Raw genomic sequence first — 16432 nt, 5'->3', positions numbered from 1 at the left:
CTTGGATATCAAATCCGGTCTCTTTAAGGGCGTGAGCCATGTAGCCGTCGTCCCCGCGTCTACTTTAGCAAGAACTTATGGCGCAATTTGATTGAAGTCAAAGTTGCAAACTGTCGCAGCCGCTACTGAAAGGAAGGAAATCGACATTTTCTTGATAAAAGGCAAATCCGGTGATGAATACGGAACTTCTTCGCAAATATTCGGGTGCAGTGCCGCGTTACACCAGCTATCCGACCGCTCCGCATTTCCACGAGGGAATCGATGACACGACCTATCGCGGCTGGCTCGGCGCGCTCAACCACAGGAACCGGATATCGCTTTACCTGCACATTCCCTATTGCGACCGGCTCTGCTGGTTCTGTGCCTGTCACACCAAGCACACGCTGAAATACGAGCCGATTGCCGTGTATCTGGAAGCACTTAAGCAGGAGATTGCCGCCGTTGGCGCACTTGTTTCGCCCGATGCGGTGGTGAGTGCCGTGCATTTCGGCGGCGGCTCGCCCACCATGCTCAAGCCTGATGACATGGTCAGCCTGATGGACTGTCTGCGGCGCCATTTCACCTTCGGGCTAGACCCCGAAATCAGCGTCGAGATGGACCCGAACGATCTGGATGACGGCCGTTACGATGCGCTTGCCGCCGTCGGCATGTCGCGGGCAAGCCTCGGTGTGCAGGACTTCGATGACAAAGTGCAAAAAACCATCAACCGTATCCAGTCCTTCCAACAGACGAAATCCGTCGTTGATGCGGTGCGGGCGAGGGGCGTGCACTCGGTCAATTGCGACATTCTTTATGGCCTGCCGTTCCAGACCTGCGAGACATTGAAGAAGACGGTTGGTCAGATCGTCTCTCTCAATCCGGACCGGGTGGCGCTTTTCGGTTATGCCCATGTGCCGTGGATGAAAAAACACCAGTCGCTGATCCCCGAACACGCGCTGCCTGATATTGCCGAACGTTACCGCCAGATGACGATGGCGGGCGAGATGCTGAGGCAGGCCGGATACGGCCAAATCGGGATCGATCATTTCGCCAAGCCGGCGGATACCTTATGCCAGGCCGCCGAAGCGGGTGCCCTGCGCCGAAATTTCCAAGGCTATACGACCGACACGGCCGATGCGCTTATCGGGCTTGGTGCATCATCCGTTGGTCGGTTGCCGCAGGGCTATGTGCAGAACATGGTGGCAACGGGCGAATATCAGCGCATGGTGGGTGACGGCGGTCTTGCTGCCGTGAAGGGTATAGAATTATCGCAGGATGATCATTTGCGCTCGCATGTCATCGAAAGGCTGATGTGCGATTTCTCTATCGATCTTTCGGACATGCAGCACCGTTTCGGCAAGGTGAGCCATTCCGTGAGGGATCAGGCGCAACAGTTTGCCGCAGGCGACAGGGATGGTGTGGTGCGTCTGGACGCCGATGTTTTTGCCGTGACCGAGGTTGGAAAACCCTTCGTGCGTCATATCGCGGCAATCTTCGACACCTATCTCGGCAATGGACGCGGCCGTCATTCGGTTGCTGTTTAGGCAACAGTTTTGGGGCAAATTTCAAAGTTACGTCACGAAACCATTGGCTTTTTTGTGCGACTTGCCTATGTGGTGCGTCAGAAAGAACAATTCATACGAACGACAATAAGGATTATGGGCGTGACAGCTACATTCGACAAGGTTGCCGACATTATCGCCGAAACCAGCGAAATCGACCGCGAAACCATTACGCCGGAGAGCCACACGATCGACGATCTGGGCATCGACAGCCTCGACTTTCTCGATATCGTTTTTGCCATCGACAAGGAATTCGGCATCAAGATTCCGCTCGAGCAGTGGACGCAGGAAGTCAACGAAGGCAAGGTTTCCACCGAAGAATACTTCGTGCTGAAGAACCTCTGCGCCAAGATCGACGAATTGCGCGCCGCCAAGGGCTGATCTGACAATGCCCGCGTCAAGCGGGCATTTCTTTTTCCGAACCCGGCCCTGTTGGGCGGGTCGCAACCGACCAGAGACAGGCCGGACCGATGCTGCTTGAATATTTTCAGATGATCGACAAGGTCGAATCCGTGGATATGGCGACGCGCACGCTGAAGGCGCAGTCGGTCGTTCCGGACCATAGCCCGGTTTTCGAAGGCCACTTTCCCGGCATGCCGCTGGTTCCGGGTGTACTCCTGATCGAGACCATGGCGCAGGCTTCCGGCATGATGGTTCTGGCATTTTCCGATTTTGCGTCCATGCCGTTCCTGATGTCGGTCGATGGCGCCAAGATGCGCACCTTCGTGGAGCCGGGCGCCGTTCTCGACATCGAGGCGGTGCTGGAGCATGACGGTTCGGGCTTTGCCGTTACCAAGGCGAAGATCACCTCTGCTGGCAAGAAGGTCTGCGACGCGCAGCTGAAACTGCGCACCATGCCGTTCAGCGAAATTCCGCTCGGTCCCATCGTCAAGAAGCGGGCCGAGGAAGTTGGCCTGATGGCGGCCATTGCCGCGGACGCGCAGAAATAAGCGCTTCCGCCCGTTTCAAAAGAGGGCGTTTTTTCCGTCGGCCCGGTTTCGATGCATGAAAATCGTGGTCTCGCGACGGCGGATCGGGCCTTCGCCATTGCCAATCCGCATCGCGCGCTTTATTCCGCAACGCATGAAGTGGTTGTTCGCAACCGCTGTGGATAGCCGTGACCGTTTCGGCGGGGCCGGCTGCAAAGGATGACAGACGATGAAATCTGACAATGATGTGGTGATAACAGGGGTCGGCATCGTGACCTGTCACGGCGTTGGCAGCCAGGCGCATGTGGCGCTTCTTTCTGGAGCCGCCGTGCCGGAGCCGGTTGTCGAGACCGAAAAATTCAAACCCTACCCGGTCCATCCCATGCCGGAAATCGACTGGTCGGCACAGATTGCCAAGCGCGGGGACCAGCGCCAGATGGAAAACTGGCAGCGTCTCGGCGTTTTCGCCGCCGGTCTTGCGCTTGATGATGCCGGGCTGAAGGAAAATACCGAAGCCTGCGCCACCATGGACATGATCGTTGCCGCCGGCGGCGGCGAGCGCGACATCAATGTCGACACGCTGATCGTCGATGAGGCGCTGAAGCGCAACGACCGTGAAAAGCTGCTGAACGAGAAGCTGACGACGGAACTGCGCCCGACGCTGTTTCTCGCCCAGCTTTCCAACCTGATGGCCGGCAACATCTCCATCGTGCACAAGGTCACCGGTTCGTCCCGCACCTTCATGGGCGAAGAAGCGGCCGGCATTTCCGCCGTCGAAACCGCGTTCCATCGCATTCGTTCCGGTGAATCGAGCCACGCCCTTGTCGGCGGCGCCTTCTCGGCTGAACGTCCCGACATGATCCTGCTGTTCGAAGCCATCGGCGCACATGCACAGGGCGGCTGGCAGCCGCTTTGGTCGCGTGGCGACCAGGACGGCGGCGGCATGATTTCCGGTTCGCTCGGTGCATTCCTAGTGCTGGAATCGCGCAAGCATGCCAGCGAGCGTGGCGCGCGCATCTATGCCCGCATCGACGCCATTGAGGGCGACCGTGGCAGCCGCGATGACGGCAAGATGGAAAAGCGCATGGAGCGCCTGCTTGCGCCTGCAAAGGACAGCGCTGGGACCGTCGTGTTTTCTGGCGCGAGCGGTTATGACGCGGTAACGGTCCGCGAGAAGGATATTCTCGAAAAGGTGCTGCCAAATTCGGTCATTCGTGGTTTCGGTGGTGTCACCGGCCATGGACTTGAGGCGCAGTTTCCGCTCGGGCTGGCTCTGGCGGCGCTGACGCTTGAAAGCGGCGCGAAGGTTCCTACCTTCGATGCGGCTGCGGAAAAGCCGATGGGCGAAGCGGCCACAGAGGCTGTCGTCACCACCGTCGGGCATGTGCGCGGCGAAGGTGTCGCCGTCCTGTCCCGTGACGTGTGAGGAGAAAAGACCATGACCAATTTTAAGGATCATCTCGGTCGCCCGATCGTTGCCGTGACCGGCATGGGCATCATCACCTCGCTCGGTCAGGGACTTGCCGATAACTGGGCAGCGCTGACATCAGGCAAGTCGGGTATTCACAAGATCACCCGCTTCCCGACTGAAGGGCTCTCGACCCGCATCAGCGGCACGGTCGATTTCATCGATATTCCGGTTCCCAACTCCGTCGAGCGTTCTTATGCCTTCGCCCGAGAAACCACCATCGAGGCCCTGGCGCAGGCGGGTATATCGGGTGATTTCGATGGGCCGCTGTTTCTCGCAGCACCGCCGATCGAGCCGGAATGGAGCGCCCGTTTCGAGCTTGCCGACCGTTCGCCGCCAGCCGCAAAGCCGGGTGACGCTTATGAACGTTTCATGACGGCGTTGCGCCAGCGTCCCGATCCGGCATTCCAGGAAGCCGCACTTTTCGGGGCGATTTCCGAACGTCTTTCCGACCGTTTTGGCACACGCGGTTTGCCAGTCACTCTGTCCACCGCCTGTGCTTCGGGTGCGACTGCGATCCAGCTCGGCGTCGAGGCGATCCGCCAGGGCCGCACGGAGCGCGCTCTGACGGTTGCGACTGACGGTTCTGTCAGCGCCGAGGCGCTGATCCGCTTTTCGCTTCTGTCTGCGCTTTCGACCCAGAACGATCCGCCCGAAAAGGCCTCCAAGCCGTTCAGCAAGGATCGCGATGGTTTCGTGATCGCTGAAGGTGCGGCGACGCTGGTGCTGGAATCGCTTGAAGCCGCCGTCGCCCGTGGCGCCAAGGTTCTCGGCATCATCAAGGGCGCCGGTGAAAAGGCCGACAGCTTCCACCGCACGCGTTCTTCGCCCGATGGCGGCCCGGCGATCGCGACGATCCGCGCGGCACTTGCCGATGCGGGCGTGGCCGAAAGCGACATTGGTTATATCAACGCTCACGGCACCTCGACGCCTGAGAATGACAAGATGGAATATGGCTCGATGCTGGCCGTCTTCGGCGAAGGCCTGAAGAACATTCCACTGTCGTCCAACAAGTCGATGATCGGCCATACGCTGACGGCCGCAGGCGCCGTGGAAGCGGTGTTCTCGCTGCAGACCATGCTGACCGGGACCCTGCCGCCGACGATCAACTACAACAATCCCGATCCGACCATCACCCTCGACGTGGTGCCGAATGTGAAGCGGGATGCGCAGGTGGGTGCGGTTCTCTCCAACTCCTTCGGGTTTGGCGGGCAGAATGCAAGCCTTGTCATGACGCGGGAACCGGCTTAACCGGTTCCGCCACAACAGGAGCGTTTCCAAAAGCACTGCGGAAACGCTCTCGTCTCTTTGATTACGCATTCCAGCCGCAAAACCGTTACAGAGTTTTGCTGGAATGATTTTTAGATAACGCCCTCGGGCGAAGGACTGAAATATGCGCGCTCTTCAACTCGTGGACGACCGGAAGCTCGAAAAAGTGGACCTGCCTGAACCCGATGCTCCGGGTCCGGGCGAGGTGACGCTGCGCGTCAAGGCCGTGGCGCTCAACCACATCGACGTTTGGGGCTGGCGCGGCATGGCTTTCGCCAAGCGCAAGATGCCCCTCACCATCGGTGCGGAAGCCTCCGGCGTGGTCGAGGCCATTGGCCCCGGCGTTTCGAATGTGCTGCCGGGCCAGCTGGTCTCGGTCTATGGCGCGCGCACCTGCGGGCTCTGCAAGCCCTGCCGTGAAGGCCGTGACAATCTGTGCGAACATGTCCAGGGCGTCCATGGTTTCCATCTCGACGGTTTCGCGCAGGAAAAGATCAATATTCCCGCCCGCCAGCTCGTGCCGGCCCCGCACGGCATTGACGCCGTTGCTGCGGCGCTCGCCCCGGTGACTTTCGGCACCGTCGAGCATATGCTGTTCGACAATGCCAAGCTCGAGCCCGGCGAAACCATCCTCATCCATGCCGGCGGTTCCGGCATCGGCACGGCGGCAATCCAGCTTGCCAAGAAGATGGGCTGCACCGTCATCACCACGGTCGGTTCCGACGACAAGATTGAACGGGCGAAGGCGCTCGGGGCCGATCATGTCATCAATTACCGGACCGATCGTTTCGAAGGCGTCGTGCGCAAGCTGACGAAAAAGAAGGGTGTCGACGTTGTCTTCGAACATGTCGGCAAGGATACCTTCGTCGCCTCGATGTTCTCGCTGAAGCGCGGTGGCCGTCTCGTCACCTGCGGCTCCACCTCGGGCGTTTCCACCGAAATCAATCTGATGATGCTGTTCCAGCAGCAGTTGAAGCTGCTCGGCTCCTTCGGCTGCCGCATGGAAAACATGGCCAATGCCATGCAGAAGATGGCGCGCGGCATCGTTCATCCCGTCATCGACACCGAAGTCACCTTCGACGATATCGACCGGGCACTGGAGCGCATGGAAACGCGCCAGGTGTTCGGCAAGATCGTCCTGCGGATGGATTGACCACCTTGAAATTATTTCTGACGCGGATCGTCCTGAAACTGGACCACTTCCGGCAGTGGCTGATCGCGACATTCGCCTTTGGCCTTCTCAACCTGCTGAAGCTTTTTCCGGCCGATGCGGGCATTCGCGCCACGGACCGGCTGGCGCGCTTGATAGGGCCGAAAACCGGCCGCCACAAGCTGATGCTCTACAATCTGGCGCGCGCCTTTCCGGAAAAAACCGAAGAGGAGCGGCTGGCGATCGCCATGGACAGCTGGGCCAATATGGGCCGGCTTGCGGCGGAATATGTGTTTCTCGACCGGCTGTTCGATTTCGACCCGGAAAAGAACGAACCCGGCCGCATCGAAGTCGAGGGTACCTCGACCTTTCTCGAATTGCGCGACAATCCGCGGCCCTTCATCGTTTTTACCGCCCATAGCGGCAATTTCGAACTGCTGCCGGTAGCAGGCTCGGCCTTTGGTCTTGATGTGACGGTGCTGTTCCGGCCGCCGAACAATCCCTATGTGGCCGACAAGGTGTTCAATTTCCGCAAGGAACGCATGGGCAATCTCGTGCCGTCGCATGCCGGCTCCTCCTTCGCGCTGGCGCGGCAACTGGAAAAGGGCGGCGGTGTGGGTGTGCTTGTCGACCAGAAGTTCGGCAAGGGGCTGACGACGAAGTTCTTCGGGCTTGAGGTTCGCACCAACCCGCTGCTTGCCAAGCTGGTGCGGCAGTTCAATTGCGATGTCTATCCCGCCCGCTGCATACGCCTTCCGGACAATCGCTACAGGCTGGAAATAGAGCCGAAGGTTGAAATTCCCCGGGATCAGAAGGGCAATGTCGATATTCAGGCGACGGCGCAGCTTCTGAACGACAAGGTGGAAAGCTGGGTGCGAGAATATCCCGGCCAATGGCTTTGGTATCATGATCGCTGGGACGTGAAGCACCAGATTTGAGGCGATTGCCGTGCGGCCGGGTCTTTTGCTATTTCACAAAAATCGACCGCGAATTCGTGCATTTCGGTATTTTTTTATATTGGTGGAACCTCATTTCTCGTTCATGGATTATCGAAATTGAAAAAATACCCGTGGATGTGATATTTTGAACATCAATCCTCACGGCGTTCCTGCATTTCGTTACGTCATTTTTAAGCGCGCAGACGCTATAAACAGGGGTAATGGGCTAATCCGTTCGCATTGAGAGCGGGTCATATGCCCGTTCAGGGAGAGTTGGGTTGAAAGATTTGATTGAGTTGTTCTGGTTGCGTTATACGGAACTGCAATCTGCCGTTGGTAAGAACGAATCCGACAAGATTGCCGTGCTGGAGCGTGAACTGGAGCTGCTCCTCGAGCGGATTGTTGGACGCAAGACCGAAAGTTCCGAAGATATTCGCGAGCAGTTCCGTTTTGCCATCGATCTCCTCAATCATGAGGCGGAAGATCTTGGCTGCGTGCAGCGCAACTCCGAGCTGCTGCGAACTCTGGTCGATCGTTATGTCGGCATGCCGTTAAAGGCAAAGGTCGTCGGTGACGAGGACGAGGATACGCTGGCGTGGCATCACCGTCATCTGATCCTCGATGAGGACATGCTCAACGATCTGGACGAGCCTGTGGTGATCGTGTCTCCCGGTTACCGTGTTTCCTTCGCCAATGCTCTCGATGCATTTCAGCGCAACGCGCCGGAAGGGCTTATCGGCTGCCACATCGCCGAGCTGGTCGGCGTTCACCGGTTCCAGAACATTCTCAGGGAAAAGCTCGACAATTGCTTCAAGGGCGATACGTCGAAATATACCTATGCGGAAGACGAGAATGGCCGCACGGTCGTTAAGTCGCTGGAAATGTCGCCCTGCTACTCCTCCGCCTACAAGCTTGTGGGCGCGATGGTGGTGATCCGCGAAATCGCCGATCGCAGGCGCCGCGCCGCAGGCTGACCCAGCGGGCGCCTGTCTGTTGCCTGACTGACGGAGAAAAGGCGCTCCACCATCCCTTATTTCGGGAAGATGGTTTCCCAAATCGTGGCGATCGACCAGGCGGAAGATGCATCGACAAGAAGCTTCGTCGCCATGGCGAGACAGGAAACAACAAGAAGCGGGCGGATGATCTTCGCGCCGTTTTTCATCGCGAAACGTGACCCGACCTGCGCCCCGATGAACTGGCCAAGGCCCATGGCGAGGCCGAGCTTCCACAAAACCGCTCCGCCCATCGCAAACACGACAAAACCGCCGAAATTCGAACCGAGGTTTAGCAACTTGGTGTGGGCGGTTGCCTTCAGCATGCCGAAACCCGCCAGCGCCACGAAGGCGAGCATGTAGAAGGAACCGGCGCCGGGACCAAAAACGCCGTCATAAAAACCGATCAGCGGCGCGACCATCAGGCCGAACACGAAGGGTGTGATGCGACGATGGCTGTCGATGTCGCTGAGCTGCGGCTTCAAGGCGAAATAGAGCGCAATCGTGATCAGCAGAAACGGCATGATGGTGCGCAGGAGATCGGCCGGCACGAAGGCGGCCGTCAGTGCGCCCAGCATTCCGCCGGCCATGGCCATCAGCCCCATCGGCAATTGTTCTTTCAGATTGACGTGGCCGCGTCTGGCATAAGCAAGCGTGGCCGAGGCCGACCCGAACTGCGCCTGCAGCTTGTTGGTGCCGAGCGTATCGAGCGGCGCAATGCCCATGATCATCATCGCGGGAATGGTGATGAGGCCACCGCCGCCGGCGATGGAATCGATAAATCCGGCAAAGATGGCGACGCAGAAGAGGACGATAAAAACGTTGAGGGTGATGTCTTGCACTTGATATGTCCGGGCAGGCGGAAGGAGAGGGCTTCTTCTTTCACCGAAAGTGCGATCAAGCAATCTCTTTCTGTGCGTTCGGCTGCGGGCAGGGGGATTGCGGTGTGGCCGCTTATCGTTATGTTTCCGTGGCGCGTCGCCGGAAGGACGGATGGCGCTCGAGACATATGGATGAGGGCATTATGCATAAAGTGATATTCGATACGGACCCCGGTGTGGATGACGCCATGGCGCTTCTTTTCCTGCACCGGCACCCCGATATCGATCTGATCGGCGTCACCACCGTTTTCGGCAATGCCCCCATCGACATCACCACCCGCAATGCGCTTTTCCTCAAGCGGGAATGGCAGATGACCGCGCCTGTTGCGAAAGGCGCTGGCGTGACCTTCGATCCCGCCCGCAAGGAAGGCCACTGGCCAACCTTTATTCATGGCGAAAACGGCCTCGGTGATATCGATATTCCTGAAGCTATCGACCTGCCGCTCGATCCGCGTCCCGCGCATCGCTTCATTATCGAGACCGTGAAGGCCAATCCCGGCGAGGTGACGCTGATCGCCGTTGGCCGCATGACCAATCTGGCGTTGGCATTGCGCGAGGAGCCGGATTTTGCGGCATTGGTGAAGCAGGTCATCGTCATGGGCGGCGCCTTCGATATCAACGGCAATGTTTCGCCGGCGGCCGAGGCCAATATTCACGGCGATCCGGAAGCGGCCGATCTCGTCTTCACCGCCCCGTGGCGCGTGGTGGTCGTCGGTCTCGATGTCACCACAAAAACGGTAATGACCAGCGCTTTCATGGCGGAGATGGCTGAAGCCGGCGGCAAGCCCGTACAGCTGCTTTCTGACCTGTCGCAATTCTACATCGATTTTTACAAGACCCGCACCGGCGATGGCATGGTGGTGCATGACAGCTGCGCCTGCGTCTATCTCGTGGCGTCTGAGCTGTTTACGACCCGCAGCGGCCCGGTGCGCGTCGTCTGCGGTGGCCTTGCCGATGGCCAGACGATCCAGAAGCCGGATGGCCGCGCCTTTCCACCGGGTGACTGGGATGGGCATCCAAGCCAGCTCATCTGCACGGATATCAAGCCGGAGCGCGTGCTTTCGGTCATCCGCGCGGCAATTGTGAAGGGCGAGCGCGGCTGAACGACAGGAATGGCCGTTCTTGAGCATGGCCTGCCTTGCATTTTCCCAGAATCTGGCGTTATGCAAGTTCCTTGATCCCATTACGTGATCCACCTTGCCGAAGGGGCTGAAAAGGCTGTGCCCGAGGCACTGGCGGATGATTGTGATGCCGCGGGGGGCCGAGAAAAGCCTTGTAGGTTTTCGCGTGCTTTGCGCTACAATGAATAACGCCTGTCGGATCGGTTCGTGTCGGCGGCGTTTAAAAACAAAAAACGAACCTTCGTTATGGGCCGGCAGAACCGGTTCATTCCCATGAGGAAAGTGATGGAAGAGTTTCATAAGGTCCGGCGTCTGCCGCAATACGTCTTCGAACAGGTCAACCGTTTGAAAGCGAGCGCGCGAGCGGCCGGGGCCGATATCATCGATCTCGGCATGGGCAATCCTGACCTTCCGACCCCCAAGGCCATCGTCGACAAGCTCTGCGAAGTCGTTCAGGACCCGCGCACCCATCGTTACTCCTCGTCCAAGGGCATTCCCGGCCTTCGCCGCGCACAGGCCGGCTATTATGCCCGCCGTTTCGGCGTGAAGCTGAACCCCGATACGCAGGTTGTCGCCACGCTCGGCTCCAAGGAAGGTTTCGCCAATATGGCGCAGGCCATCACAGCACCTGGCGACGTGATCCTGTGCCCGAACCCGACCTATCCGATCCACGCTTTCGGCTTCCTGATGGCGGGCGGCGTTATCCGCTCGATGAATGTCGAGCCTGACGACAGCTTTTTTGGACCGCTGGAGCGCGCCGTGCGCCACTCCATCCCGAAGCCGCTGGCGCTAATCGTCAACTATCCGTCAAACCCGACGGCGCATGTCGCATCGCTCGATTTCTACAAGGATGTGATCGCGTTTGCGAAGAAGCACGAAATCATAGTGCTCTCCGATCTTGCCTATTCGGAAATCTACTTCGACGACAACAATCCGCCGCCTTCAGTTCTCGAAGTTCCGGGTGCGATCGACGTTGCGGTGGAGTTCACCTCCATGTCGAAGACCTTCTCCATGCCCGGCTGGCGCATGGGCTTCGCCGTCGGGAACGAGCGGCTGATCGCGGCGCTGACCCGCGTGAAGTCCTACCTCGATTACGGCGCCTTCACGCCGATCCAGGTGGCGGCGACGCATGCGCTCAACGGCGATGGTTCCGACATCGCCGAAGTGCGCAGCGTCTATCGCCGCCGCCGCGATGTCATGGTCGATACGTTCGGCAAGGCCGGTTTTGAGGTTCCGCCGCCGGCAGCGACGATGTTCGCCTGGGCGAAGATCCCGGAAAAGTTCCGCCATCTCGGCAGCCTGGAGTTCTCCAAGCTTCTGGTCGAGAAGGCTGATATCGCCGTTGCTCCCGGCATCGGCTTTGGCGAAATGGGCGATGACTACGTCCGTCTCGCGCTCGTGGAAAACGAGCATCGAATTCGTCAGGCGGCGCGCAATCTGAAGCGTTTCCTGTCGAGTGCTGACGAAACGATGCACAATGTCGTTTCGCTCAACGCCCACAGATAAGGGCAACCGAAGGCGGCCGGGCCTCGGCCGCCACCATCACCAGCAAATCAGGAACATACCCATGGCAGATTCATTGAGAATCGGCATAGCGGGGCTCGGCACTGTCGGCGCTTCGCTCGTGCGCATCCTCCAGCAGAGAAGCAACGAACTTGCGATTACCTGCGGACGTGCGATTGAGATTATTGCGGTGAGCGCGCGCGACCGTTCGCGTGACCGCGGCATCGATCTCAAGGGTATTACCTGGTTCGACACGCCCGAACAGATGGCAAGTGAAGCCGATATCGACGTGTTCGTCGAACTGGTCGGCGGTGCTTCTGGACAGGCGGAAAATGCGGTGCGGGCAGCGCTTTCGCGTGGTCTCCATGTGGTGACAGCCAACAAGGCGCTGCTCGCCAAACATGGCGTCGAACTGGCGACCATTGCCGAGGACAAGGGCGCGCTGCTCAATTTCGAGGCGGCGGTGGCTGGCGGTATCCCGGTCATCAAGGCGCTGCGTGAATCCTTGACCGGCAACCATGTGTCGCGCATCTACGGCATCATGAACGGCACCTGCAACTACATCCTCACCAAGATGGAGAAGGAAGGCCTGTCGTTCGAGGCGTGCCTGAAGGAAGCGCAGCGGCTCGGTTATGCCGAAGCGGATCCGGCCTTCGATATCGAAGGCAACGACACCGCGCACAAGCTGTCGATCCTGACCACGCTTGCCTTCGGCAACAAGATCGCTGCCGACGACATCTATCTCGAAGGCATCACCAATATCTCCATCGAGGATATTCAGGCAGCCGCCGAGCTTGGTTACCGCATTAAGCTTCTCGGTGTGGCGCAGGTGACGGACTCCGGTATCGAACAGCGTGTGCATCCGACCATGGTGCCGCTCGATTCCGTCATCGCCCAGGTGGATGGCGTGACCAATGCGGTGGCGATAGAATCCGACATTCTCGGCGAATTGCTGATGGTCGGCCCGGGTGCCGGCGGCAACGCCACGGCGTCTGCCGTGCTTGGTGACATCGCCGATATCGCCAAGAGCCGTCCAGGCGCCCAGCAGGTGCCTGTGCTCGGCCGTCCGGCCAAGTCACTGACGGAGTACCGCCGCGCCAAGATGAAGAGCCATGAGGGCGGTTATTTCATCCGTCTGACGGTGAAGGATCAGGCGGGCGTCTTCGCCTCCATCGCCACCCGCATGGCCGACAATAACATCTCGCTGGAATCCATCGTGCAGCGCCAGCGCGTGCATGTGGAAGGCGCGCCGCAGACCATCATCCTCGTCACCCATGCGACGATGGAAGATGCGATCCGCAAGGCCGTGAAGGCGATCAAGAACGAGAAATATCTCGTCAGCGAACCGCAGGTCATCCGCATCGAGCGGACCTGAAACGCCTGACGATTTGTCCAAAGCCGAGGGCCGTGCTTCCGTGTGGATGCGCGGCCTTTTTTCATCGTGAAACCTCGCGGGGATATCAAAAAACTATTTAGCAGGATGGTGTTTCAGCTGTCATAAAATTTGAGGAAATGGCTTCAGAACAGCTGGAATACGACACGATTCGGCCCTATGGTTAATCATGTTCACCAAGCGAGGGAGGCGTGGCCGTGACATCGATCATCCTGTTCAAGGACAATAAGCGCGCAAGCATGCTGGCTAGCCATCACCGGGCGCGGCCGCACACTGCCAACGACAATATTCGCAGCATGGAATTCGACATTTCCGAGCATGAGCGCAACTGGTGTTCGCTCGCCGTCTTCTCACTGCTGCTGCTGGTCGGCGCTGTGTCGATTGTCAGCCCGTTTTTCTCGATTTTTTCGGTGTGACTCCATCAAGGCGCGTTTTTGCTTGAAAAACGCGCCTTTGCCATTTAGCCCGTTCTAACCAAGGCGCGGAACGCGCACGACAGGATGAAGGGACAGGATGGCAATGTTGGAGCCGGCCGATACCGTGGCCCGCGCATTTCTAAGCGTGGAGCGGTCGGCGACAGAACAGCGCTGGGTGTCGCGGTTGGATCAGGCCGGGCAGAACTGCGCGCTGGCCATGTCCCAGATACACGCCATTCCTGAATTGATTGCGCGGGTGCTGGCGGGGCGCGGCGTCGGTGTCGATGACGCATTGGCATTCCTTGATCCCACCATACGGTCGCTGATGCCTGATCCGCATATGCTGACCGATTGCGAAAAGGCCGCCGAGCGGCTGGTGCGCGCCATCGAGACTGGCGAGAAGGTGGCGATCTTCGGTGATTACGATGTCGACGGCGCTGCCTCTTCGGCGCTGACGTATCGCTTTCTCGCGCATTTCGGGCTGACGCCGGAGATCTATATTCCCGATCGCATTTTCGAGGGCTACGGGCCGAACCCGGCGGCGATGCAGCAGCTTGCCGCCAATGGGGCGACGCTGATCGTGACCGTGGACTGCGGCTCCACCAGCCATGAGTCGCTTCAGGCCGCGAAGGACGCCGGAACGGATGTGGTGGTGATCGATCACCATCAGGTCGGCACGGAACTGCCGCCGGCGGTGGCGCTGGTCAACCCTAACCGGGAGGACGATCTTTCGGGGCAGGGGCATCTCTGTGCCGCCGGCGTGGTATTTCTTGTGCTGGTGGCCACGTTGCGGCTGTTGAAGGACAGACGCAACCGGCAGGCCTTCACGCTCGATCTGCTGTCGCTACTTGATATCGTCGCGCTTGCGACGGTCTGCGATGTGGTGCCGCTGAAAGGGCTGAACCGCGCTTATGTGGTCAAGGGCCTGATTGCCGCGCGGCATATGAACAATGCGGGACTTGCGGCGCTGTTCAAGAAGGCGGGGCTCGGCGGACCTGTCACCCCCTATCATTTTGGCTTCCTGATCGGGCCGCGCATCAATGCCGGCGGCCGCATTGGCGATGCCGCGCTTGGCAGTCGTTTGTTGACCATCGATGATTCCTCGCAGGCCGACTTGATTGCCGAGCGGCTGGATGAGCTGAACCGCGAGCGGCAGGCCATGGAAGCGGCGATGCTGGCGGAGGCCGAAGCCGAGGCGCTTTATGAATATGGCGACGGCTCGGGTGCGGGCGTCATCGTCACAGCGCGCGAAAACTGGCATCCGGGCATCGTGGGGCTGCTTGCTTCACGCCTGAAGGATCGTTTCCGTCGTCCGGCTTTCGCCATTGCCTTTGATCCTTCCGGCAAGGGTACCGGCTCAGGCCGCTCGATCAACGGCTTTGATATGGGCCGCATGGTGCGCGCCGCCGTGGAGACGGGATTGCTGGTCAAGGGCGGCGGGCACGCCATGGCGGCGGGCCTGACGGTGGAGCGTGCCAATCTCGGCAAGCTCAGGACTTTCTTTGAAGAAGCGGCCGCAAAGACGGTGAACGAACTGGTGGAAAGCAGCGTGCTGAAGATCGATGGCGCCATCGGCGCTTCGGGCGCGACATTGCAGCTTGTCGATCAGCTGGAGCAGGCCGGTCCCTATGGTTCGGGCCATTCGCAGCCGATCTTTGCCGTGCCGGCGCATCGCCTGCGCGATGTGCGGCTTGTGGGCACGGCACACGTCAAGATCACGCTGGAGGCCATGGATGGCTCGCGGCTGGACGGTATCGCCTTCCGCGCTGCCGAAGCCCCTCTGGGGCAGATGCTGCTGAATGCGCGTGGCAGGAATATCCACGTTGCAGGCACAGTGGGTGCCGATCTCTGGCAGGGCCAGAGGCGCGTTCAACTGCGCGTGCTGGACGCGGCTTTCGCGCCCTGACGGACTTACGAAAAGACCTGAACTTTATGGAAACATTGCCCTGAACGGGCACCTCAAATCTGCGCGGGCGTCTTTACGCGATGCGTTAACATCTCGATGCAGGCTATTGATTTTCTGGGAGAAGCAAGTGGCACGCCCTAGGGGAGTCGAACCCCTCTTTTCAGAATGAAAATCTGACGTCCTAACCGATAGACGAAGGGCGCGTGCGCTTGTGGTGTGGCGCCCTTATAGTCAGGCTCCCGAAGGTCTGCAAGCGGAAAAATTGATTTTTTCCGCTTCGAGACGAGTTTTTTTATAGACGCTGAAAGGGCTGTGGAAAACTGCGGCGGACCTGGTCAAGACCTTGAAATATCGCCCCTATCGCCGTGAACCGGCAATGCGCTTGCGTCTCGTACGACACCGGGGAGGCGGCTTCCCAACCCTTAGCTGGCATCAAGCTGCAGTCCGAGACGAACAGGCGCTGTGATCGAGGTGAGGGGAAAGGCAAGCCGGTTGATTTGACCGATGGCATTTCGTCCGGCTTGCCTTCCATCGGGGGGACTACAATCTAACGTGTCGCCCGGGAATCGGTTCCGCAGCAATGTTGACGCGCGACAAATTCGCGACGTAGAAGGTTGGGTTCAAATCTTTTAAGATGGAGGACACGAAGGCAAGTGGCACGCCCTAGGGGAGTCGAACCCCTCTTTTCAGAATGAAAATCTGACGTCCTAACCGATAGACGAAGGGCGCGTGCGCTTGTGGTGTGGCGCCCTTATAGTCAGGCTCCCGAAGGTCTGCAAGCGGAAAAATGCATGATTTGACAAAAAAATGACATGGGTGGCCGGAAGCCTTGGAAAACAAGGATTCTTGTTGCGTAACAAATGGTTAAATGGTTGGGCTGCGTTTTTTCTTTTGCAATATGGCGCGGCTTCGACCGCCTTGTGAA

Annotated in this window: 14 protein-coding genes and 2 tRNA genes; 13 read left to right on the top strand and 3 right to left on the bottom strand. The window is 59.1% G+C overall.

Going from position 1 to position 16432, the window contains the following annotated elements:
- Window positions 1–173 precede the first annotated feature (173 nt).
- The 8 genes from hemN to GSF67_RS06460 all read left to right on the top strand — a co-directional run bounded on the left by hemN (window position 174) and on the right by GSF67_RS06460 (window position 8269).
- Window positions 174–1523 carry an oxygen-independent coproporphyrinogen III oxidase gene (gene hemN, locus GSF67_RS06495; RefSeq protein WP_006316343.1) on the top strand — a complete coding sequence of 450 codons (1350 nt, stop codon included), beginning with the start codon at window positions 174–176 and terminating at the stop codon, window positions 1521–1523.
- 114 nt (window positions 1524–1637) lie between these two features.
- Window positions 1638–1922: an acyl carrier protein gene (locus tag GSF67_RS06490; protein WP_003495848.1), complete on the top strand. Its 285-nt coding sequence runs from the start codon at window positions 1638–1640 to the stop codon at window positions 1920–1922.
- 89 nt (window positions 1923–2011) lie between these two features.
- Window positions 2012–2491 carry a 3-hydroxyacyl-ACP dehydratase FabZ family protein gene (locus GSF67_RS06485; protein ID WP_006316342.1) on the top strand — a complete coding sequence of 160 codons (480 nt, stop codon included), beginning with the start codon at window positions 2012–2014 and terminating at the stop codon, window positions 2489–2491.
- Window positions 2492–2699: 208 nt separating this feature from the next.
- Entirely contained in the window at window positions 2700–3896 is a 1197-nt protein-coding gene (locus GSF67_RS06480) for a beta-ketoacyl-ACP synthase (protein WP_006316339.1), read from the top strand.
- 12 nt (window positions 3897–3908) lie between these two features.
- Window positions 3909–5189 carry a beta-ketoacyl-ACP synthase gene (locus GSF67_RS06475; RefSeq protein WP_006316338.1) on the top strand — a complete coding sequence of 427 codons (1281 nt, stop codon included), beginning with the start codon at window positions 3909–3911 and terminating at the stop codon, window positions 5187–5189.
- Window positions 5190–5331: 142 nt separating this feature from the next.
- Window positions 5332–6360, top strand: coding sequence for a zinc-binding dehydrogenase (locus GSF67_RS06470; RefSeq protein WP_006316337.1), 1029 nt, complete (start codon window positions 5332–5334; stop codon window positions 6358–6360).
- Between the two features lie 5 nt (window positions 6361–6365).
- The gene (locus GSF67_RS06465; RefSeq protein ID WP_035216790.1) at window positions 6366–7295 is read left to right on the top strand and encodes a lipid A biosynthesis lauroyl acyltransferase; all 930 of its coding nucleotides are present in this window, start codon (window positions 6366–6368) and stop codon (window positions 7293–7295) included.
- A gap of 278 nt (window positions 7296–7573) precedes the next feature.
- On the top strand, window positions 7574–8269 hold the full coding sequence (locus GSF67_RS06460) for a hypothetical protein (protein ID WP_006316334.1): 696 nt from the start codon (window positions 7574–7576) through the stop codon (window positions 8267–8269).
- 56 nt (window positions 8270–8325) lie between these two features.
- Here GSF67_RS06460 and GSF67_RS06455 read toward each other — a convergent pair whose 3' ends face one another.
- Window positions 8326–9129, bottom strand: coding sequence for a TSUP family transporter (locus GSF67_RS06455; RefSeq protein ID WP_006316333.1), 804 nt, complete (start codon window positions 9127–9129; stop codon window positions 8326–8328).
- Window positions 9130–9311: 182 nt separating this feature from the next.
- Here GSF67_RS06455 and GSF67_RS06450 point away from each other — a divergent pair, with 182 nt between their 5' ends.
- The 5 genes from GSF67_RS06450 (at window position 9312) to recJ (ending at window position 15507) form a co-directional block, all read left to right on the top strand.
- On the top strand, window positions 9312–10271 hold the full coding sequence (locus GSF67_RS06450; RefSeq protein WP_035216786.1) for a nucleoside hydrolase: 960 nt from the start codon (window positions 9312–9314) through the stop codon (window positions 10269–10271).
- Window positions 10272–10574: 303 nt separating this feature from the next.
- Window positions 10575–11795, top strand: coding sequence for an LL-diaminopimelate aminotransferase (locus GSF67_RS06445; RefSeq protein ID WP_035216734.1), 1221 nt, complete (start codon window positions 10575–10577; stop codon window positions 11793–11795).
- Window positions 11796–11856: 61 nt separating this feature from the next.
- Complete coding sequence (locus GSF67_RS06440; protein WP_006316330.1) at window positions 11857–13167, top strand: homoserine dehydrogenase; 1311 nt, start codon at window positions 11857–11859, stop codon at window positions 13165–13167.
- 209 nt (window positions 13168–13376) lie between these two features.
- Complete coding sequence (locus GSF67_RS06435) at window positions 13377–13601, top strand: hypothetical protein (protein ID WP_006316329.1); 225 nt, start codon at window positions 13377–13379, stop codon at window positions 13599–13601.
- A 97-nt stretch (window positions 13602–13698) separates the two neighbouring features.
- A complete protein-coding gene (gene recJ / locus GSF67_RS06430; RefSeq protein WP_006316328.1) occupies window positions 13699–15507 on the top strand; it encodes a single-stranded-DNA-specific exonuclease RecJ in 1809 nt (602 codons plus the stop codon).
- A gap of 128 nt (window positions 15508–15635) precedes the next feature.
- Here the strand turns inward: recJ and GSF67_RS06425 are convergent.
- A tRNA-Glu gene (locus tag GSF67_RS06425) sits at window positions 15636–15710 on the bottom strand.
- 451 nt (window positions 15711–16161) lie between these two features.
- A tRNA-Glu gene (locus tag GSF67_RS06420) sits at window positions 16162–16236 on the bottom strand.
- Window positions 16237–16432 lie beyond the last annotated feature (196 nt).

The sequence above is a fragment of the Agrobacterium sp. CGMCC 11546 genome, from assembly GCF_013365515.1.
In the GTDB taxonomy this organism is placed as follows: Bacteria; Pseudomonadota; Alphaproteobacteria; order Rhizobiales; family Rhizobiaceae; genus Agrobacterium; species Agrobacterium fabrum.
The sequence above is the reverse complement of the archived record's forward strand: the minus strand, read 5'-3'. Positions and strand labels throughout refer to the sequence as shown.